The organism is uncultured Finegoldia sp., from assembly GCF_947252345.1.
Lineage (GTDB): Bacteria > Bacillota > Clostridia > Tissierellales > Peptoniphilaceae > Finegoldia.
Genome location: NZ_CAMXVC010000020.1, coordinates 1 through 20,186 on the forward strand (window position 1 = coordinate 1; position 20,186 = coordinate 20,186).

Genomic DNA, 20,186 nt, shown 5'->3' on the forward strand with positions numbered 1-20,186 from the left:
AAATAACCTGAAATTAATTTCAGGTTATGCTTGACTTTTGTTAGCAGGTTTTTGTTGAAAAAAATATTTCTTTATAATAAAATAAATTAAATAATTAATGGAGGTCTTATGAAAGAGAAAGTTTTTCACTCAATGGGAATTTATAAAATGTTGTATTTTTTTGCAGCGTTATTGATGTTGACAGCGTTTGTTTTTAATACTCCCGCAGAAATTTTTAACGGACTTGTTGTGATAATAAAAAGTCCCTGTACGTTGATAACTGATTATATGTATCTTGCAAATATTGGTGCTGCTTTTTTCAATGCGGGTATTATTTGCTTGATGTCCACTATTTTATCAGAAAGATTCAAAGTTGTAATATCAGGACCGGGTGTAGCGGCTATATTTACAATGACTGGCTTTGCTTTTTTTGGCAAAAACTTGTTCAACACAATCCCAATAACTTTGGGCGTTTTAATTTATTCTAAGATTGAGAACACTTCAAAGGCCTCTGTTATTCTTCCAGCTCTTTTTGGTAGTGCATTAGGCCCTTTAATTAGTGAAATCGCATTTAATTCTATGCTATCGCCTATTCATTCAATTATCATCAGTTACCTTGTGGGTATTAGCATAGGAATTATTATGGTTCCACTTTCAGGAGCTTTTCTGAGATTTCATCAAGGCTATAATTTATACAATATGGGTTTCACAGCAGGAATTGTCGGGATGCTTTGCGTTGGGATTTTGCGAATGTTCAGCATCAACATAAAATCTGTCAATCTTGTATATCCTATAAATGATTTGCGATTGATTGTTTTTTTGTATGCCTTATTTATTCTGATTTTTTTGTTTGGATTTGTTAAAAATAATTTGTCATTTCACGGATACGAAAACATAATGTACAATTCCGGTAGACTGGCAACTGATTTTATCTCACTAGATGGTTTGTATCAAACAATGATAAATATGGGAATAATGGGATTTATAGCCACAACTTACATCATCATTGTCGGTGGAAAAATAAGCGGTCCAATTATCGGAGGAATTTTTACTGTAACCGGATTTGCCGCATTTGGAAAACATCCTAAAAATACAATTCCAGTTTTCGTCGGTGTTTTCTTTGCATCTATTTTGAATACTGTCAATCCACTATCTACATCAAGCCTTCTTGCCGCGTTATTTGGGACTACGCTCGCTCCTATTGCAGGAGAATTTGGTTTTTTTAGAGGCGCATTGGCAGGATTTTTGCATATGGCTATGGTATTGAACATCGGTGTTGTTCACGGTGGAGTAAATCTCTACAACAACGGATTTTCAGGTGGATTTGTCGCTGGAATTTTAGTTCCAGTTTTTAGAGAGATGGATAATTTTATAATGAGAGTGAGGTTAAAAAACAATGATTAATAACGAAGAAAAAAAAGCAAAATTAATTGTGTCGGAAATTTTGAGTTATTTTTTTATGTATGATACAAAGAATATAAAAATTGAATCTACGTTTAAAGATGATAAGCTAATCATTATAGCTGAGGGAATGCCAGATAAAACTCCTCAACACCTCGATGATATGAAAAGACTCATCAACGTGAGTAGGTCTCCTCAAATTGAGGATTACTACGCTGACTTATTGGGATGGGAATCTGATTACAACGATATTAACTTGCTCGGTTCGATGGTCGATTCGGGTATTATTTCTTATGATGGAGAAATTTTAAGTTTTTATGTTGAAAGAAATTTAATATAAATATAATAAAAAAAGTGTGAATTGATTTTACTTTTATAAGTAAATTCATTCACACTTTTTATTTTACATTGCAATGTCGTCTTTCAAATATGGAATACCATCTGCCGTTGGTGCTTTAGTCTTCCCACCGAACAAAATCAATATTACCAATGTGGCAACATAAGGAATCATCGAAATCAATTCAGATGGTATTGGTAGATTTGTTCCTCCCAATACAACTGCAATTGACTGTGCAAATCCAAAAAATAACGCAGCTAGCATTACTCCATGAGGAGTCCATTTTCCAAATATAACTGTAACCAAGGCTATAAATCCTTGACCTGCAACTAAGGCAGGAAAGAATGATGATACCAGTGAAATTGACATCGTAGCTCCGCCTAATCCAGCCATAAATCCTGAAAACAAAACTGCCAAATATCTAACTAAAAACACATTGATATTTAGTGTCTCAGCTGCTTTTGGATGTTCACCTACAGCGATTAATCTCATTCCCCATTTTGTTTTATACATAAATACGTAAATTAACAAAACTAAAACGAAAACAAGATAAACTGTAACCGGAAGAGCGATTATATTTTCCAAAAATTTGCTTCCGATTCCTTTAAATAATACTGGAATTTTGAACTGCGTATCAATTGGTTTTGTTTGTGTTGCTCCGTCGAAGAAGATTCTTGAAACAAATAGCGCGATTCCAGGTCCCAAATAATTTATTGCAATCGCAGAAATTGTTTGGTCTCCTGCAAATGTAATTGACACAATAGCGTGAATCAACGCGAATACCATTCCACTAATTCCTCCGCACAAAAATGCTAGCCAAGGATTGTGTGTATAGTATCCGACAGTAGCTGCTATAAGTGCACCAATAGTCATCATACCTTCTAGTCCAATATTTGTTACTCCAGATTTTTCTGAAATCATACCGCCTAATCCAGCATATAAAATAGGAGTAGCGTTAATTAAAGTATTGCCTATTACCAAACCTAAAAGTACTAAGTTCATTATTTGCCTCCTTTTTTCTTAAATCTGGATTTTATAATTTTAAACATCAATGGAATAGCTGTAAATAAAATTATAGTTCCCATTATTATATTAATCATTTCTGTTGGAGCGTGTAAAACTCTTTGGACATTTGCTCCACTGTATTTCAATCCTCCGAAGAACAATCCCGAAAAGATACATCCTATTGGATTGTTGTTCGCCAACAAACTAACTGCAAGTCCATCAAATCCAAAATTTTCCATGCTAGACAACGCTGAAATGGTATATCTATATCCCAAAACTTGTGTCACTCCACCTAACGCACAAATAGCGCCACTAATCGCCATAGATAATGTCAACTTCTTATTGACATTTATGCCGCCGTATTTTGCAGCGTCTTGATTGTAACCAACGGCTTTCAACTCATAACCCAAATTAGTTTTTTTCAAAATATACCACAAAATTATCGCTGCAGCAATCGCCAATATCAATCCCAAATGAATAGGTGCTTTGAAGAAATTGTCTATTGCTTTTGGAAGACCTTTTGCATTTTGCATAAGAGTTATCCTTGCTGTTTTTTGCACTTCGTAAGTTCCCATTGAATTTGGAGCTTTAAATTTTGGATAATTTGCGACCATATTGTTGCAATAAAATGCAACCCAATTCAACATAATAGTAGAAATTACTTCATGGATTCCAAACTTAGCCTTCAAAAATCCAGAAAAAGCTCCGTACAATGCACCTACTAACATTCCAATTATAATTACTAAAGGAACGTGTATTACTGCAGGCAAATGCAAATTGTATCCGAGAATAAATGCAACCATTGTCCCAACGATGTATTGACCTTCAGCACCGATATTAAACAATCCCGTTCTAAATGCGAATGCAACTCCAAGTCCCGTAAAAATTATCGGGATAGCATTGACTATTGTCCACCCTACATTTTTAGGTCTTTTAAATATACCTTCAAACATCAATCTATAAGCTTCAATTGGGTTATATCCTGCGAGCATTAAAGCAAATGCACCTGCCACAAGACCTATTAAAATTGACAACAGAATAAAAAATAGTTTGTTGTATTTTGAAAATATAGATTTTTTTTCAATACTAGTGTTCATCAACAACACCTCCTGCCATCAACCTTCCAAGTTCCATCTCGTTAGTTTCGTGTGATGATTTTATTCCTACAATTTTTCCGTCAAAAATCACAGCAATTTTGTCGGATAAATCCATAATTTCATCCAATTCAAAAGAAACAAGCAATACTGCTTTGTTGTGATTTCGCTGCTCAACTAGATATTTGTGAATAAATTCAATCGCTCCTACGTCAAGTCCTCTGGTCGGTTGTGCCGCAATCAACAAATCCGGATTGTTGGAAATTTCTCTCGCTATGATAACTTTTTGTTGATTACCTCCGGACAAGTTTTTTGTTTTTTGATTGTAGTCATTCGGTCTTATGTCAAATTTATCTATTAATTTCTTTGCGTTTTCATTTATAGCATTAAAATCAAGCCTCAAGCCTTTACTAAACGGAGGCTTTTTTACATTTTCAAGAATTAAATTGTCTGCGATAGAATAATCCAAAATAAGTCCATGTTTTTGTCTATCTTCTGGAATAGTATTCATACCAGAATCTATGATTTCTCGTGGTGAGTGATTTGTAATATCTTTTTCTTTTAGTTTTACAGTTCCAGATTCAATCCTACGAAGTCCTGTGATAGCTTCAATCAATTCAGATTGACCATTTCCATCCACACCAGCGATGCCGACAATTTCTGCTCTTCTAACTTGCAAATTAAAATCTTTTACTATGTCGATATTTCGAGAATCTTTTACAACCAAATTCTTGATATCCAACACAACTTCTCCTGGCTCTTGTTCTTGTTTTTCAACGTTAAATCTCACATCACGACCAACCATTTTTTCTGCCAAAATATTTTCGTCGATTTCTTTGACATTCAATTTGTCGATGAACTTACCTCTTCTAATGACAGTGCAATAATCTGCCATAGCCTTTATTTCTGAAAGTTTATGTGTGATTATTATAATTGACTTACCAAGTTCTGTGAGGTTCTTTACTATTTTTATAAAATCGTTGATTTCTTGTGGAGTCAAAACAGCAGTTGGCTCATCGAATATCAAAATATCCGCTCCACGATACAAGCATTTTAATATTTCTACTCTTTGTTGCATTCCTACAGAAATATCTGATACCTTTGCATTTGGGTCAATCATAAGCCCGTATTTATCTGAAAGCTCCTTAACCGTTTCGATTGATTTTTGATTATCAAGAATACCCACTGATTTTGTAATTTCTTTACCTAAAACTATATTTTGATACACAGTAAATGGCTCTATCAATATAAAATGTTGATGAACCATACCAATTCCACAATTAATTGCTGTTTTAGGTATCATCTGATCAAAAGTTTTTCCTTTTACTGTAATACTTCCACTGCTTGGTTCATATAGACCGTACAATATATTCATCAAAGTTGTCTTTCCGGCTCCATTTTCTCCCAACAGCGCATGAACTTCTCCCTTGTGGAGAGTGAAGTTTACATTATCAAGTACTTTATTGCTGCCAAAAAATTTGGAAATATCTTTTAAATCAACAACAATATTTTTTTCATCATTCATTTTTTTCCCTTTCATTTATAAAAACAGGGATTGTTCAATCCCTGTTTCTATTTTTATTTATCAAATCCAAATTCTTTAAATTCTTTTTCGTTTTGTGGAACTTTGATTTTTCCTTCTTTGATATCTTTCTTTAATGATTCAACTTTATCTTTAACATCCTTTGCTACTAAACCATTGTTAGCATAAGCAATGTCTACTGCGTCTCCGTCTTTTAATGAATAAGTTATTGTTTTTCCACCTTCGAACTTGCCATCTTTCAAATCTTTTGAGATTTTTTGAACTGCAACGTTAACACCTTTTACTGTAGAAACCAACATATTTTTAGGTGCTTCAGATGATTGGTCTCTATCAACACCGATTACGTATTTATTGTTGTCGATAGCTGCTTGAATAACTCCGTATCCTGTACCACCTGCTGCGTGGAATATAACATCAACGCCTTTTTGATACATCAAATTTGCGATTGATTTACCTTTATCTGGTGCAGCGTAGCTGTCAGCATATTGTGATTGAAATTCAATTGGTTGCTTCTTTTGTCTTTCAGCTTCCTTAACTCCAGCTTTGAAACCAAATTCAAATCTATCAATTACATCGCTCTTCATTCCTCCTACAAAACCAACTTTGTTTGTTTTTGTTGTCATACCAGCGATATAACCTACTAAGAATGAGTTTTCGTTGTCTGCAAATAATACACCAACCAAGTTTGGTGTTTTTTCTACGTTAGCATTGTCGATAATCGCATATTTTTGGTCTTTGTTTTCTTTTGCCGCTGCATCAGTTGACTTGTATAAAGCGTATCCAATTGTAAATATTACATCGCTATTATCATCTAAAGCTGTTTCCATATTAGGAGCATAATCATTTTCTTTGTGTGATTCGATATATCTGAAATCCAACCATCCTTCTTTCTTAGCTGCATCTAAACCTTCAAAAGCAGATTGGTTGAACGATTTATCGTTAACTCCACCTTGGTCAGTAACCATTGTCACTTTTACTTTTTCTTTCTTGTCAGATTTATCTGATGATTTAGAATTATCAGATGTATCCTTTCCTGCTCCACCACAAGCTGTGGCAAAAGCCATACTTAAACAAAGAAATAAAGCAATTATTCTCTTGTAAATTTTTGACATAATGTCCTCCTTGAAAAATTATGATAACATTTGCTTACAGTATTAATTTACCCAAAAAGCTATTAGATTTTTGAACAAATTCATAGTTATAAACAAAATTTATCATTTAGATATAGATTTCTCTCTATTCAATATAATCTTAGCAATAATAGACTTTATTGTCAAACCAAAATAGTTTATTCTACGATTCGTTTCTGGTATTATATAAATATCAAAAACATATCAATAGGAGGAACAAAATGAAGCATTTAGTATTGTGTGGCTGCGGTCACGGTCATATTTATGTCATCAAAAATTTGAGTCAAATTTATGACGATATAAAAATAACTGTTATAACAGACAAAAAATACCAGTATTATTCTGGTATGTATACCGGTTTTTTAGAAGGTATATATTCACACGATGAAATCTGTTTTGATGTCGAAAAAGTTTGCAAAAAATACGGCGCAGAGTTGATTTTGGATAAAATAATTAAAATTGATAGCAAAAGTAGAAAAGTAATTTCAGAAAACCACAATATTTCTTATGATTATTTGAGTGTAAATTTGGGCGCTAGTCAAAAAACCATTGCAAATGATAAAAAAATTATAAATTCAAAGCCAATCAATTCAATTATCAATCTAAAAGAAAATATAAAAGAAAACGACAAAAATATTTTGATATTGGGCGCTGGAGCAAGTGGGTTGGAACTTGCTTTTGTTTTGAAAGAGATTTTTCCTGACAAAAAAATATCCATACTAACTAGAGGAAAAGTTAATATGGAAGGATTTGATTCTAGGGCAAATGAAAAAGCTAAAAGACTTTTGAAGAAAAAAAACATAAAAGTTTATGAAAACAAAGAAGTCAAATCAATCGAACAAATTGATGTCGATTACGATAAATTGATAATGTGCATTGGTTCTTACGGTGTCGATGTCGATTTTGGAAATCTCAAAACTACTGATTCTAACTTTCTTGTTTGTGATGAATTTATGAGATTAGATAAAAATATATTTGCTGTTGGAGATTGTGTGGACTTTGAAAAATATCCAAATCTTCCAAAAGCAGGAGTGTATGCTATCAGGCAATCTCCTATTTTGTTAAAAAACATAGTTCACACATTAAAATCAGAAGAACTCGAAAAATACGTTCCAGATACAAATCCAATGCAAATATTGTATTGTGGCAATGAAAAAGCCTTGTTGTATTACAAGGGTTTCTCTTTTTATTCACATATTTCATTTGTGCTAAAAAAATACATCGACAAAAAATACGTAAAATATTAAAATCCCTCCTAGGAGGGATTTTTAATCTATTTCTTTTCTTTCTTGTTCTTCTTGTTCCAATGTTTTTTCAGGAATAATTATATTTAAGAAAAATACAATCAATGTTGCTACGACTACTGGAGAAGCTGTGAACACCATTCTAAACCATTGCGGAAAATATCTTACTGCATTTGGACTTACTTGTGTAATTCCCATTCCAAGTGCAACTCCAAGACCAACTATAGTTGTGTTTCTTATGCTCATTTCACTTGATGTTATTAATTTCATACCACTCATCGCTATTTGTGCGAATACAGAAATAGTTGCCCCACCTATTACCGCTTGTGGAACTGACAACATTAAAGCTCCAAATTTTGGAATCAATCCACAGACAAAAACCATTACAGCTGTAATAAAAAGAACTTTTCTGGCAATAACTTTTGTCATAGAAACTATTCCAACATTTTGTGAATATGTTGCAGTTGGAAGTGCTCCGATTAAGGCTCCTATTATGCTGACAAGTCCGTTTGCCTTTATGCCTCCCGATAATTCGATATCACTAGGCTCACGATTCATTCCACCAATTGTTGTACTAGTCAAATCCCCTACCGCTTGAACTGAATTTACAATATACATAATTGACATAGTCAGTACAGCGTCCATATGAAATTCAAATTTGAACGGATAAATTTGTGGTAGCATAAAATAAGATGCGCTTATTACATTGTCAAATTTAACCATTCCCAAAAACAACGAAATTACATATCCTACAATAATACCTACCAAAATTGCGGCTAATTTTATGTAACCTTTCATAAACATATTGCAAAACAAAACAACGCACAAAGTTATTATTGCCACAACCCAGTTTCTTATTTCGCCCTGCATTGGGCCTTTTCCTCCTGACATATAATTGACAGCAACAGAATACAAACTAAGCCCAATCGTCAACACTACTGTACCAGAAACAATTGGAGGAAAAAATTTCCTTATTTTCCCTAAAAACATACCAGTGAATATCGCTACAACACCACCTATCAATTGTGAAGCATATACAGCTCCGATTCCATATTGTTTTCCAATAGACAACAACACTGGAATGTACGCAAAACTAATACCCATAATAACTGGTAATTTCGCTCCAAATTTTAACACCGGATATAATTGCAACAATGTTGCGATTGCCGCAATAAACATACCTGCTTGTATTAAATAAATCGCCTGAGAATCTGTAATCTGATGCTCAGTTGACTTAAGAGCAGTTGCCAAAACTATTGATGGCAATGCGTTTCCAACTATCATTGCAAGAAGATGTTGCAACGCTATAGGAAAAGACTTCACAAATGAAGGATTGCCATAATAATCAAATAATGATGTAGATTTTTTTTCCATCATTTCCTCCTTAAATTTTTATACTCTTAATTTTATAATAAATTAAATATTATTTAAAGCCTTATAAAAAACTTCCAAAATGTTTTGATATAAAACTCAAAATTTTTGGAAGTCAAATTATTATTTATTTTATAAATCTTGTACCACTAGTTCCTTTAATTCCTTCTTTTGCATTTTCAAGAGATGTAATCAAAGCTATTTTACCATCACCTGATTCGATAAAATTCATACAGGCTTCAACTTTAGGTAGCATAGAACCCTCAGCAAACTGTTTTTCATCAATAAGCTTTCGTGCACGTTCAATATTTATCTCATCCAAGCCTTCTTGATTTTCTTTTCCAAAATTGATGTATACTTTTTCAACCGATGTTAAAATAATCAAAACATCCGAATCAGAAATCTCAGCTAACTTTTCCGATGTAAAATCTTTATCGATAACGCCACTAACTCCTTCAAGCAGACCGTCATTATCAATTACCGGAATACCACCACCGCCACCTGCTATGACAATAAAATTATTTTTTAGAAGAGCATTTATTTCATCTTTTTCAATTATATCTATTGGTCTCGGTGATGGTACAACCCTCCTGTAACCTCTATTAGAATCCTCCTTAAAAGTGTTGCCGCTTTCTTTTTGGAGTTTCTCTGCCTCATCTTTTGTATAAAATAATCCCACAGGTTTTGTAGGATTGGAAAAAGCTTTATCGTTTTTATCTACTTTCACTTGAGTTATTATTGTCGATACTGCGTTTTTCATATTTCTCTTTAATAATTCATTTTTAATTGCATTTTGTAGATGGTATCCGATGTATCCTTGACTCATTGCAACACACTCTGCAAATGGCATTTCTGAAATTTCCGGGTTAGAATTGTGTGCAGTCTCCATCGCAAGATTAATCATTCCAACTTGTGGACCATTTCCGTGGCATACGATTACCTCGTTACCGTCTTCAACTAAATCCACAATTGAAATTGCTGTTTTTTTTACGGCTTCAACTTGTTCTAAAGGCGATTTCCCAAGAGCGTTTCCGCCTAATGCTAAAACTACTTTTTTCATTTTAACTCCTTTTAAAAACTAAAAATAGTATCAAAATACAAAATCTCAATGTAAACATTGAGATTTTATTATTAAGACACTTCTATAAATATATGTTACACTGTTTTTCAAAAAAACACAAGCATTTTATATATTTTTTGTAATTTTTTCACTTAAATTTTGGCAAGATTGTTCGAAAATTGATATAGCATTTTCATATTCTTTAATTAATTGAAGTCCTGCCTTTGTTAGCGTTGAGCCGCCTCCATTTGTTCCACCAATTTCTGTGCTCAAGAATTTTTCACCATATATTTTCTCGCTAGATTTTATTATATTAAAAGCTTTACTGTAACTCATCTTCAAATTCTTTGATGCCTTGTTTAATGAACCAGTTTTCTGAATTTCTAGTAAAAGCAAATACGTCCCCTTGCCAAAAAACTTTTTTCCCGAATCGTTTTGAAACCAAAACTTACAATTTACCTTCATCTGATAACTCCTTAATTTTTTGTTCAGTTTCTTGAATCCACACTGGTACAATACAATCGAAATCATTATAAATTTTTAGGATTTTATCAAATTCTTCTGTCAAATCAGTTGCACTGTTACCATTTAATTTCGGTTCAAGAATATCAACAATTGTATATATTGCGAGTATTCTATAAAACAAACGTGGGATTTTACCGCCAAAGTATGATTTCAACAATGAATAATAAAAAATCCGATTTTGTTCATCAATCTCGTTTATATTTCTAAACTCGAAAAAGGAATCAGCCAAATAACTCGTATGATTAGAATTGAAATCATATTGGCAGTCATCTACATAAATATCTTCGAGATTATTGTAGATATACAAATTACTCAACTTTCTTGAGTCAATCAAGTATCTATTTTTATCAATATAATCAAATACGATGTAGTCCTTATCTCCTCTAAAATTTGTCATAGAATAATTGTATATCAAATTATTTATCCTGTAATTATACATTTTAGACCAGGTATTTGAATCGTCAATAGTAGAATCGTCGTGGAGTTTTCTAAGAACTTTTCCAATTTCACATCCGATTTCAATTTGTTTTTTTGGACTTGTTATTTCATTGCTTTTGTGAACATATTTTTTTATGACGAAAGTATGTCCATCTTCGAATCCACTCGACTCTATTTTCGCAAATTTTTCGTTTAATTTATTGAGAGTCAAATTTTTTTCCCGAATCAAGTTTAAAAAAGATTTCAAATCTCCTTCGTAGATTTCTACGAGGTACTTTCCATTGTTTGTATCTACAATATATTTTCCATTTATAAATTCGTAATTTTGAATTTTTTTATCTTTAAAAAATTCCAAATTTTTAATTTCCATATTACCACCATAATAATTTTATCATTAAAAACAACAAATTAGAACTGTGAATGAAAATTATTCCAGTATAGCTTTTTCGATTTCTGAAGTTTTTTTCAATTTCAAAATTTCATCTGCAAATTTTCCTGCTTTTTCCATTGAATTATTTGCAATAGTATCTTTTATTTTTGCAATTGCCGATGCTGGTGCTGAGAACTCATCTAAACCCATTCCCAATAACAACTTTGTTGCTCTTGTATCAGCTGCAAATCCACCGCACATTCCTGTCCATTTTCCGTATTGATGACTTACATCAATTACTCTTTTAATCGCTCTAAGAACGGCTGGATTATAAGTGTTATACAGATTTGAAATCTTTTCATTGCCTCTATCTGTAGCCAGTATATACTGAGTCAAATCATTTGTTCCTATGCTAAAGAAATCTACATATTCTACTAAATCATCGCATACCATAACACTTGCAGGTGTTTCTATCATTATACCAACTTCAATATTTTCATCGAAGTCAATATTTTCATATTTTAGCGATTGTTTATTTTTTTCAATAATTCTGAGTGCTTTTTCAATTTCATCAACTGAAATAATCATTGGTAACATTATTTTAATTTTACCAAAAGCAGACGCTCTCAAAATCGCCTTTATCTGTGCGTCAAAAACATCTTCCATATCAAAACAAAATCTCAACGCTCTCCATCCCAAAAAAGGATTGTCTTCTTTTGGAAATTTGTAATAAGGTAATTCCTTGTCTCCACCAATATCTAATGTTCTGATAATTACGGATTTGTCTTCTAATTTCTCTACGACTTTCTTGTAATATTCGAATTGTTCATCCTCAGTCGGAAAATGGCTGTTGTACATATACAAAAATTCAGTTCGAAACAACCCTACACCATCTGCTCCGCATTCTAATCCTTTTTCTAAGTCTTCAAAATTCCCGATATTAGTCATAACATCAATTGCTTTTCCATCAACGGTTACTGCTTTTTTAAATCTATTTTTGTCTAATCTGGTGATTTCGTCGTCTAGTTTTGATTTTTTATTTCGATATTCCATTAAAGTTTCGTCGTCTGGCTCTATTATACAAATTCCTTTAAATGAATCGATTATTACTGTCTGACCATCTGAAATACAAGATGTTATGTCTTTCATCCCAACTAAACAAGCAATACCCAAGGTCTGAGCAATTATGGAAGTGTGAGCCGTCTTTCCACCTAAATCCATCAAAAAGCCAACGACATTGTCCTTGTCAATAATCGATGTTTCATAAGGTGTCAATTCTTTTGAAACTAAAATCGTATTGGGCTCTAGCGAATCTAATTTTTCGTATTTTATTCCCTTAATTTTATACATCAATTGCTTTCCAATATCCTTATAATCTGATGCTCTTTCTCTCATGTATTCATTATCCAATGATTGCATCATATCGACCATTTCATTAATTGTATCGTCAAGAGCCTTGTCACTAGAATTTTTTTCATTTATCTTAGATATTACAGTTTCAGATAAAAAAGGATCATCGAGCATACTCAAATGAGCTTCAATAACTTCTTTTTGTGTATCATTATCTACTTGTGAATTTGCCAAATCTTTTTTATAAGCTTCCAGTGCTTCCTTAAATTTTTTTATATGATTATTAATTTCTTCGTCAGGAATTTTCTCAGTATTGATTTTTATATCCTGTTTTTTCATCAATTTAACTTTTCCAATGGCAATTTGCTCGCTTGCAATAATCCCTTCTTTAATCAAATTCATATACCCCCTCTTACAAGTAAAACCGCCACAAAAAGTGACGGCTATAAATCAATATTATAATTAGTCTTCTAAATTTTCAATAAATTCAACTAATTTTTTTAAGTTTTCTTCTTCGTTTTCGCCATCTAATCTTACTGTAACTTCAGTATCTTGTGAAATACCTAACGCCATTACATTGAAAATAGATTTAGCATTTGCTGTCTTTCCGTCTTTGATAAGTTCAACCTTACCATCAAAATTTTTAACAAATTGAACAAGAGAAGCTGCTGGACGAGCGTGCAATCCTGTTTCATTCTTAACTATAACATTTTGTTCTACCATAATAATAATCCTCCTATGAATACTTTATTTATATCCCATTAATTGGTTTTTTAAACACAAAATTAAGATTTAGTTAATTAATATCCTTAACCGATTCTCTTTTCATAATTTGAGAACCCAATATAGCTTTTTCACTAATTACTTTATTTTCCCTCAAAACTTTAACCAATGTTCTCATTGAAACCGCACCAATATCATAGTATGGTTCTTGAACAGTTGTTAGTGTAGGTCTATAAATACTTGTCATTGGTATATCTCCAAATCCTGAAACAGAAATATCATCTGGAACTTTCTTGTTATTATCATAGCAGTAGTTTATAAATCCTATAGCTTGAGCATCCTCACTAAAACTTACGCAAGTAATTCCTTGTGATTTTTGCATTTCAAAAATCTGTTCACCAGCTTCATAGCCATCTTTAACTGAAATACCACTTGAAGATAATTCATATTTTTCTAATTTTAAATCATCACAAGCTTGTCTATAGCCATTTAATTTTTCTTGTCCAATTTCAGTATCTTGGTTTTCCTTGACAAACAAAATATTCTTATGACCCAAATCGTTAATGTGATTGATTAAATTAATCATCGCTTCTTTGTAATCAATTTGTACAGTGTGAATATCTTTGATGTTCCAGAATTTATCTAACTGAATATATGGCACAGTTTGGTCTTTTAATTTGAAGATAACTTCAGGCTCTATATCTTCAGAAATTAAAATAATTCCTTCTACTTGCTTAGTAAACATAAAGTCTATAATCTTTTTTTCTTGCTCCAAATCGCCGTATGTAGAAGATAAAAGTATATCGTATTTGTACATTCTTCCAATTTCTTCAGCACCTCGAACAATTTGTGCCATATATGGAATACCAATATCTTTTACTACAACACCTATTAAATTGGATCTTTTCATTACCAAAGACCTAGCCAATTCATTTGGCTTAAAATCTAATTTTTCAATAGCATCCAAAACCTTTCTTCTCGCCTCAGGGCTAACTGGTTTGGAATCATTCATAACTCTAGAAACTGTTGAAATTGAAACTCCAGCAAGTTTTGCAACGTCTTTAATTGTTGGTGACGACATCTAATCACTCCTTACCAAAATATTTATTTGCTTTTTATTAATCTCAACTTTTACTGGTAAATTCCCACCATATTCCCCATCAACATCTCCTGGAACGGTTTGAGTGGAATCTATAGTTAAAGTGTCAGTTTGAAAATATAGTACATCTTCAGAGTAAATGTGTGTCGAATTGAACGCATCTATCAAAATTTGTGCTACTTCTTTAAGACGAGAATGTTTTATGATTAAAACGTCTAATTTTTTATCATCTATTTTTGCTTTTGGACAAATATTTTCAAAGCCACCAACAGTATTGGAATTAGATATAATCATCAAAGGTGATTTTATTTTAAAATCTCTGTTTTTTGTTTTAATTTCTAATTCCATCGGTTGATTTAAAGTATTTGGAAGTTCCTTCAATCCTTCTACGATGTAGGCTAGTCTTCCAAAAATAGCTTTTTGTGTCTTGTCCGTCACATAACTTACAGATGCAATATTTCCTACGGCAAAAACATTTATAAAATATCTGTGATATTCATAGTTGCTTATTTTACCAACATCAGATTTTATGGTTTTACCCGTTTTTATCATTCTAAATAATTTGTATGGTGTTGTAGGAAGTTTCAAGAAGGTTGCGAAATCGTTTACTGTACCAGTAGAATATATCGTAATTGGAATATCACTGCCGGCATCACAAATCCCATTTACAACTTCATTTACAGTCCCATCTCCACCAGAGATAACTATCAAATCCCATTCATCAGGCGAACTGGATTTTGCTTCCTTATAAGCATCGTCTTTTCCTTTAGTCTTAAACAATTGAACTATGAAATTGTCTTCAATCAGATAATTGATTAATTTCAACAAATCTCTAGCGTGTGCTTGACTACCTGAAGATGGATTCGAGATAATTTTTATTTTTTTCATTATATCCCATCTTTCTCTAATAGCATACCAAATATTCAATCGATTTTCAATAGGATTTCAATATTTTAACAATTGTTTTCATAATTTTAAAATAAGTGAAGATTAGCAATAAGCCAATCGGAAATTTCCAGATTGGCTTAAAAATCTTTATTCTATTATCTGCCTATTAAACTTCTTATGAAATTTATTATTTCTCTAGCAGTTCCAACGTAATCTGTTGAGTTCAAAAAACCATATTTAATATTAGTAGCAGTGTCCGTAACTGATTCAGCAACATAATCAACAGTATTTGACACATTACTAGAAACTGATTCTACATTAGACAATGTGTTGCTTACATTATTTGTTATGTTTCTGATATCAGGAGAAATATCTCCTATTAATCTATCTGCTTTATTTGTAATTCCTGTTACGTTGTCCAAAATTTGTGGCACTTCGGTAAGAGACCTGTCAATATCTTTTTTGTTATCTGATATAACAGATTTGATATTTTTAACTAAATCTGCAAGTTTTAGGAAAAAAACTATCAACGCTATCAAAAATCCAGATAAACAGATATACAATATTATTTTAAAAATATATAAAGCGTCTATCATTTCTTACCTACTTTTTGATTTCTTTTTTTACTTCTTCTGCTTGTTCTTTTGCAGTTTCAGCTGTTTTCTTGGCTTGTTTTTTACCTTCTTCTACAGTTTTTTCTGCTCCTTCTTTGGCTTCCTTTGCAACATTTTTAACTGATTCTGAAACTTTTTTTGCTGAATCTTTTGCTTTTTCCTTGGCGTCTTCTATATTTTCTTTTGCTTCTTTAGCATCTTTTTTTACTACTTCTTTTATGTCTTCGCCAAGTGCACTTAAGTCTGATTTTACATCTTCAAATTGGTCAGAAATTTTATTTAATTCAGTCATTCCTCTGTCTTGAAAACTTTGATACTTATCTTTAACACTGTCTGTTACATTATCAGCTGTCAATTTTACAGTATCTACTGCATCATTTAAATTATTTATAGCAGTTTTCTTTGTTTCTTCTGCAAATTTCTTGATGTCTTTTCTAGTTTCTTCGCCTGACTTAGGAGCAAATAGAACACCTGCAGCTATACCAATAGTTGCACCTATCACAGTTCCTAAAGTTATTTTTGCATGGTCTTCGTATCTACGTTTAGCAATTTCCCACTTGATTTGTCTTTCTTTTTCTTTTCTTTTGTGTTCTAAATAATCCATTAAACTCATAATAACATCTCCTTAATTTATTTTATGCTCTAATTATCTTATACCCTCTATCAAAAAATATTAAACATTATTTCTATTATAGAAAGTTTATGATTGCATTTAATCGTTCAAATGCAATCTTATCCATGTTTCCCATCCGATTGTTTCTGTATTTGATTTTAACAATCCTTCTTTTCCTTTTGCGACAATACACACTGTATCTTTATCCTGTTTCAAATTTTTCTTTCCCAAATCATTAAATTTATCTGTAGTAAGAGCTGTGTTTTTATCGTTGATAAAGACTAGACAATCCATGTCATTGCTTTTTTTTATCTCGTAGTTTTTATCACCTGTTGAAATATCATAGTCAGCAATTGTCTTGCTCAAATCCACCATGTCCCAATTGATTTTTTGACTATCACCAAAGTAAGAAATTGTAATATTCTGTCTTAAAGTCAAACCATTTGATTCGATTGTCAAGATTTTTTTGCCAGGAAAAGCTAGATTTGATGAATCATCAATACTCAATGTTGCATTTTTAGGATTTTCAACGCCTAATTTTATTGGGTCAATCAGAATTTTATATCCTTCTGAATCTTTTGACATTCGAATAGGATTTTTGCTCTTATATGATTTGTTTGATTTTAGTTGTTCTATATCTTCCTGTAGCCATTTTTCTATTTTATTCTTGTATTCTGGATTTGCATTTAATTCATCAATAAATTCCTTAGCGTCTGAATTTCTAAAAGGCAAAGAATTATCTGATGACTTTAAAATGCTAATCATTTCTTCTGACGATTTTGTATCAATACTGTTAATAAATTTGGATTTTACGGATTCTTTTGTTACATTTCTTTCTGCCAAATTTTGTTGGAAAAGCGGTTTAATGTAATTAAAACCGAACACCGCCGCTATTACCAATGCAACTGCAACAATCGCCATTAAAGTTCGTTTAATCCATACAGTCCTATAGTCCTCATCGTCGTCATATTCATAGTCATAATAGTCGTATTTATTTGAAAAATTTTCTTCGGATTCTTCAAATGCTTTTTTTCTTTCCTCGTCCAATGAAGCATCCTCTAACTCAATCGCATTTAATCTGTCAGTAGTATCTTCTGATAAATTTTTACGAGAAGTTTGTCTACAGCCATTATCTTCTATGATTAAACTTTCTTTTTTTGCTTGTTTTTTTTGTTTATGTTTTGATTCATTTCTTGATTTTGACGCTTCCAACAAAAAATCCTCGAAAGTTTTTCCTTCAGAAGTAAATTCTTCATCTTTTGAAAAATCATGCCCACATACCTTACAGAACTTGTCATTTTTATCGACAAACGAATTACAATTTGGACATTTTTTCAAATTTGAATCTTGCATATAATCACTCACCTTTTACTAATATATATTATACATTTTCATTCAAATTAAGTGAATAGAAAAATAAAAAAAGCATGAGACAAAATCCCATGCTTATAAAGCGAAATCGCTTTTACTGTCATATTGCCTCAGAAGACCCTAGTCAATTAATGACCTTCAGTATTTGAAGGTGGGTTGACTGTCTCAAACATCTGGTATCCATTCGAAGATGGCTCACCATCAATAATCGAACGTCCGTCATCCCTTATGGTGTGTGTCGGTTTAATTTTTCAGGATTCCTCTTCTGAGGTTAATTTAATTATACTACATCATAAAATTGTTTTCAAGTGTTCCTATTTTATCAAAAATTTCTGAAATCTTTTTGGCAATTTTGTCGTGACAATGTGTTTCTTATCATTCATATCGCAAAATTCAATCTCATAGGCATGAAGAAGCTGAAAAACCCCATCTAACCTTTCTCCGTACAAACTATCACCGATAATCGGACAATTAATGCTTTGCATACTAACTCTTATTTGATGCGTCCTTCCTGTTAAAAGTTCAGCTTCTATCAGTGAATAATCTCCTAAATCTTTTAGTTTATTTATAATCGTGATGCTTTTTTTGCCTGCATCTTTTATTTCTGTCTTTATTCCTGTTCTTTCAAGATTAAGTTCAATTTTCTGATTTTGGGGATGACCTTTGACAATCGCCAAGTATTTTTTGTGAAAAGATTTTTTCTGATAAAAAGCCTGTGCTATTTTGTTTTTTGCAATCACAACAATGCCAGATGTATCCATATCCAATCTGTTTACAAATCTCACTTTTTGTTTAATCCCTCTTTTTGCAAACAAATAAGACACAAAATTTGCAAGATTTTCTTCATCTTCTTTGTTCATAGTCAACCTTTCCGGTTTGTCGACAATTATTATTTCTGAATCTTCGTATAGAATTTCAATTTTCATACCAATTGGCTTGTAGTTGTTTTCTTCATCTTCCAAACAAATTGAAACTACATCACCGCTCTCAAGTTTTGAATTTCTTTTAGCGTGTTCTTCATTAATAAAAATGTTGTTTTTATATAGGCTCAAAAATAAATTTCTTGAAATATTTTTTACTTTCAAAAATTCATCCAATCGCATTTTTTTATCAACATCAAAACAAATTTGCTTCATTGTTAAAATCTCCAGTTTTTTGGTATAATAAAATTATAACAAATATTAGGAGTCTTTTAAACAAATGAACGAGAATAGTAAGATTATAAATATATATGTGAATGATAATAAAAAATCATTGGAAACCGCTGTAATTGTTAAGGAAAAACTTGAGCAAAAAGGATTTATGCCGACTTTTGATTTTGATGACAAAGCTCTCATCAATCTATGTATAGGTGGAGATGGGGCTTTTTTAAGAGCTGTGCACAAATATGAGTTTTCAAAAATACCTTTTGTTGGAATTAATACTGGACATCTCGGTTTTTATCAAGAAATTCTTATTCCAAATATCGACAAATTTATTTCTGATTTGATGAACAAAAAATACGATATAGAAAAAATTTCGCTATTGGAATCTAAAACAGCAATTAGGAATAGCAGCAAAACATATATACACAAAGCTTTAAACGAATTTGTTGTTAAAAGTGATGATTCTTCTATTATTTATCTCGATGTATACATTGACGACAATCATTTGGAAACATATGCAGGAGATGGAATAATCTTGTCTACTCCGTCCGGTTCTACAGCCTATAATTTTTCAGCTGGTGGTTCAATTTTATATCACAATCTTGACGGATTTCAGGTCACTCCACTTGCGCCTATAAATTCAAAAGCGTATCGTTCGCTTTTAAATTCAATAGTCGTACCGTCTAAGAGCAACGTGACTCTTTATTTTAGAAACCACAATATGGAACACAAAAGCTCAGTTGTACTAGCTGATGGATTGAATAGAAGCTATGACAATGTCGATTATGTGAACTTTACATATTCCGATAAATACATCAATAAATTGGTTTTCTTGAAAGATTGGTATTGGCTAAATATCAAAGACAAATTCTTATAGAATTAAAAA

At 31.8% G+C, this 20,186-nt stretch carries 20 protein-coding genes; 4 read left to right on the forward strand and 16 right to left on the reverse strand.

Translation table 11 applies throughout. From position 1 onward, the window contains the following. The first annotated feature begins 108 nt into the window (after window positions 1-108). Together Q0X02_RS05140 and Q0X02_RS05145 are read left to right on the forward strand one after the other, a co-directional pair. The gene (locus Q0X02_RS05140) at window positions 109-1,383 is read left to right on the forward strand and encodes a DUF1576 domain-containing protein (protein WP_297812544.1); all 1,275 of its coding nucleotides are present in this window, start codon (window positions 109-111) and stop codon (window positions 1,381-1,383) included. Then, window positions 1,376-1,720, forward strand: a complete 345-nt coding sequence (locus Q0X02_RS05145) for a hypothetical protein (RefSeq protein ID WP_297812547.1) — start codon at window positions 1,376-1,378, stop codon at window positions 1,718-1,720. Before Q0X02_RS05140 ends, Q0X02_RS05145 begins: the two co-directional genes overlap by 8 nt. Before the next feature lie 63 nt (window positions 1,721-1,783). Here Q0X02_RS05145 and Q0X02_RS05150 read toward each other — a convergent pair whose 3' ends face one another. The 4 genes from Q0X02_RS05150 to Q0X02_RS05165 are packed head-to-tail and all read right to left on the reverse strand — an operon-like array spanning window position 1,784 to window position 6,471. Further along, window positions 1,784-2,719 carry an ABC transporter permease gene (locus Q0X02_RS05150; RefSeq protein ID WP_297812550.1) on the reverse strand — a complete coding sequence of 312 codons (936 nt, stop codon included), beginning with the start codon at window positions 2,717-2,719 and terminating at the stop codon, window positions 1,784-1,786. Further along, complete coding sequence (locus tag Q0X02_RS05155) at window positions 2,719-3,819, reverse strand: ABC transporter permease (protein ID WP_297812553.1); 1,101 nt, start codon at window positions 3,817-3,819, stop codon at window positions 2,719-2,721. Before Q0X02_RS05155 ends, Q0X02_RS05150 begins: the two co-directional genes overlap by 1 nt. Next, window positions 3,809-5,341: an ABC transporter ATP-binding protein gene (locus tag Q0X02_RS05160; protein WP_297812556.1), complete on the reverse strand. Its 1,533-nt coding sequence runs from the start codon at window positions 5,339-5,341 to the stop codon at window positions 3,809-3,811. Before Q0X02_RS05160 ends, Q0X02_RS05155 begins: the two co-directional genes overlap by 11 nt. A gap of 53 nt (window positions 5,342-5,394) precedes the next feature. Next, a complete protein-coding gene (locus tag Q0X02_RS05165) occupies window positions 5,395-6,471 on the reverse strand; it encodes a BMP family protein (RefSeq protein ID WP_297812559.1) in 1,077 nt (358 codons plus the stop codon). 239 nt (window positions 6,472-6,710) lie between these two features. Between Q0X02_RS05165 and Q0X02_RS05170 the strand changes: the two genes are divergently transcribed. Continuing rightward, complete coding sequence (locus Q0X02_RS05170) at window positions 6,711-7,736, forward strand: NAD(P)/FAD-dependent oxidoreductase (protein ID WP_297812562.1); 1,026 nt, start codon at window positions 6,711-6,713, stop codon at window positions 7,734-7,736. 21 nt (window positions 7,737-7,757) lie between these two features. On the opposite strand, the gene Q0X02_RS05175 is transcribed toward Q0X02_RS05170, so the two are convergent. The 12 genes from Q0X02_RS05175 to Q0X02_RS05230 form a co-directional block, all read right to left on the reverse strand. Beyond that, window positions 7,758-9,107, reverse strand: coding sequence for a uracil-xanthine permease family protein (locus Q0X02_RS05175; RefSeq protein WP_297812564.1), 1,350 nt, complete (start codon window positions 9,105-9,107; stop codon window positions 7,758-7,760). A 124-nt stretch (window positions 9,108-9,231) separates the two neighbouring features. Beyond that, entirely contained in the window at window positions 9,232-10,164 is a 933-nt protein-coding gene (gene arcC / locus Q0X02_RS05180; RefSeq protein ID WP_297812567.1) for a carbamate kinase, read from the reverse strand. A 126-nt stretch (window positions 10,165-10,290) separates the two neighbouring features. Then, complete coding sequence (locus tag Q0X02_RS05185) at window positions 10,291-10,629, reverse strand: winged helix-turn-helix domain-containing protein (RefSeq protein WP_297812570.1); 339 nt, start codon at window positions 10,627-10,629, stop codon at window positions 10,291-10,293. Next, window positions 10,613-11,497, reverse strand: coding sequence for a hypothetical protein (locus Q0X02_RS05190; protein WP_297812574.1), 885 nt, complete (start codon window positions 11,495-11,497; stop codon window positions 10,613-10,615). Before Q0X02_RS05190 ends, Q0X02_RS05185 begins: the two co-directional genes overlap by 17 nt. A 57-nt stretch (window positions 11,498-11,554) precedes the next feature. Continuing rightward, window positions 11,555-13,249, reverse strand: a complete 1,695-nt coding sequence (ptsP, locus tag Q0X02_RS05195) for a phosphoenolpyruvate--protein phosphotransferase (RefSeq protein WP_297812577.1) — start codon at window positions 13,247-13,249, stop codon at window positions 11,555-11,557. 60 nt (window positions 13,250-13,309) lie between these two features. After that, a complete protein-coding gene (locus Q0X02_RS05200) occupies window positions 13,310-13,570 on the reverse strand; it encodes an HPr family phosphocarrier protein (protein ID WP_002836732.1) in 261 nt (86 codons plus the stop codon). A 73-nt stretch (window positions 13,571-13,643) separates the two neighbouring features. Continuing rightward, entirely contained in the window at window positions 13,644-14,651 is a 1,008-nt protein-coding gene (locus Q0X02_RS05205) for a LacI family DNA-binding transcriptional regulator (RefSeq protein ID WP_297812581.1), read from the reverse strand. After that, window positions 14,652-15,557: a diacylglycerol kinase family protein gene (locus Q0X02_RS05210; protein ID WP_297812584.1), complete on the reverse strand. Its 906-nt coding sequence runs from the start codon at window positions 15,555-15,557 to the stop codon at window positions 14,652-14,654. 155 nt (window positions 15,558-15,712) lie between these two features. Then, complete coding sequence (locus Q0X02_RS05215) at window positions 15,713-16,153, reverse strand: hypothetical protein (protein WP_297812587.1); 441 nt, start codon at window positions 16,151-16,153, stop codon at window positions 15,713-15,715. Window positions 16,154-16,160: 7 nt separating this feature from the next. Further along, a complete protein-coding gene (locus tag Q0X02_RS05220; RefSeq protein WP_297812590.1) occupies window positions 16,161-16,784 on the reverse strand; it encodes a YtxH domain-containing protein in 624 nt (207 codons plus the stop codon). 99 nt (window positions 16,785-16,883) lie between these two features. Next, window positions 16,884-18,137: a zinc ribbon domain-containing protein gene (locus tag Q0X02_RS05225; protein WP_297812593.1), complete on the reverse strand. Its 1,254-nt coding sequence runs from the start codon at window positions 18,135-18,137 to the stop codon at window positions 16,884-16,886. 332 nt (window positions 18,138-18,469) lie between these two features. Continuing rightward, window positions 18,470-19,291, reverse strand: a complete 822-nt coding sequence (locus Q0X02_RS05230; RefSeq protein ID WP_297812596.1) for an RluA family pseudouridine synthase — start codon at window positions 19,289-19,291, stop codon at window positions 18,470-18,472. Window positions 19,292-19,355: 64 nt separating this feature from the next. On the opposite strand from Q0X02_RS05230, the gene Q0X02_RS05235 reads away from it, so the two are divergent. Continuing rightward, window positions 19,356-20,177 carry an NAD(+)/NADH kinase gene (locus Q0X02_RS05235; RefSeq protein ID WP_297812599.1) on the forward strand — a complete coding sequence of 274 codons (822 nt, stop codon included), beginning with the start codon at window positions 19,356-19,358 and terminating at the stop codon, window positions 20,175-20,177. Window positions 20,178-20,186 lie beyond the last annotated feature (9 nt).

Coding starts and splice junctions, on each gene's coding strand:
- Q0X02_RS05205 (WP_297812581.1), bottom strand. CDS start 14,651: ATGTCGTCACCAACAATTAAAGACGTTGCAAAACTTGCTGGAGTTTCA.
- Q0X02_RS05235 (WP_297812599.1), top strand. CDS start 19,356: ATGAACGAGAATAGTAAGATTATAAATATATATGTGAATGATAATAAA.
- Q0X02_RS05185 (WP_297812570.1), bottom strand. CDS start 10,629: ATGAAGGTAAATTGTAAGTTTTGGTTTCAAAACGATTCGGGAAAAAAG.
- Q0X02_RS05155 (WP_297812553.1), bottom strand. CDS start 3,819: ATGAACACTAGTATTGAAAAAAAATCTATATTTTCAAAATACAACAAA.
- Q0X02_RS05150 (WP_297812550.1), bottom strand. CDS start 2,719: ATGAACTTAGTACTTTTAGGTTTGGTAATAGGCAATACTTTAATTAAC.
- Q0X02_RS05140 (WP_297812544.1), top strand. CDS start 109: ATGAAAGAGAAAGTTTTTCACTCAATGGGAATTTATAAAATGTTGTAT.
- Q0X02_RS05190 (WP_297812574.1), bottom strand. CDS start 11,497: ATGGAAATTAAAAATTTGGAATTTTTTAAAGATAAAAAAATTCAAAAT.
- Q0X02_RS05160 (WP_297812556.1), bottom strand. CDS start 5,341: ATGAATGATGAAAAAAATATTGTTGTTGATTTAAAAGATATTTCCAAA.
- ptsP (WP_297812577.1), bottom strand. CDS start 13,249: ATGAATTTGATTAAAGAAGGGATTATTGCAAGCGAGCAAATTGCCATT.
- Q0X02_RS05220 (WP_297812590.1), bottom strand. CDS start 16,784: ATGAGTTTAATGGATTATTTAGAACACAAAAGAAAAGAAAAAGAAAGA.
- Q0X02_RS05200 (WP_002836732.1), bottom strand. CDS start 13,570: ATGGTAGAACAAAATGTTATAGTTAAGAATGAAACAGGATTGCACGCT.
- Q0X02_RS05230 (WP_297812596.1), bottom strand. CDS start 19,291: ATGAAGCAAATTTGTTTTGATGTTGATAAAAAAATGCGATTGGATGAA.
- Q0X02_RS05215 (WP_297812587.1), bottom strand. CDS start 16,153: ATGATAGACGCTTTATATATTTTTAAAATAATATTGTATATCTGTTTA.
- Q0X02_RS05145 (WP_297812547.1), top strand. CDS start 1,376: ATGATTAATAACGAAGAAAAAAAAGCAAAATTAATTGTGTCGGAAATT.
- arcC (WP_297812567.1), bottom strand. CDS start 10,164: ATGAAAAAAGTAGTTTTAGCATTAGGCGGAAACGCTCTTGGGAAATCG.
- Q0X02_RS05210 (WP_297812584.1), bottom strand. CDS start 15,557: ATGAAAAAAATAAAAATTATCTCGAATCCATCTTCAGGTAGTCAAGCA.
- Q0X02_RS05225 (WP_297812593.1), bottom strand. CDS start 18,137: ATGCAAGATTCAAATTTGAAAAAATGTCCAAATTGTAATTCGTTTGTC.
- Q0X02_RS05175 (WP_297812564.1), bottom strand. CDS start 9,107: ATGGAAAAAAAATCTACATCATTATTTGATTATTATGGCAATCCTTCA.
- Q0X02_RS05165 (WP_297812559.1), bottom strand. CDS start 6,471: ATGTCAAAAATTTACAAGAGAATAATTGCTTTATTTCTTTGTTTAAGT.
- Q0X02_RS05170 (WP_297812562.1), top strand. CDS start 6,711: ATGAAGCATTTAGTATTGTGTGGCTGCGGTCACGGTCATATTTATGTC.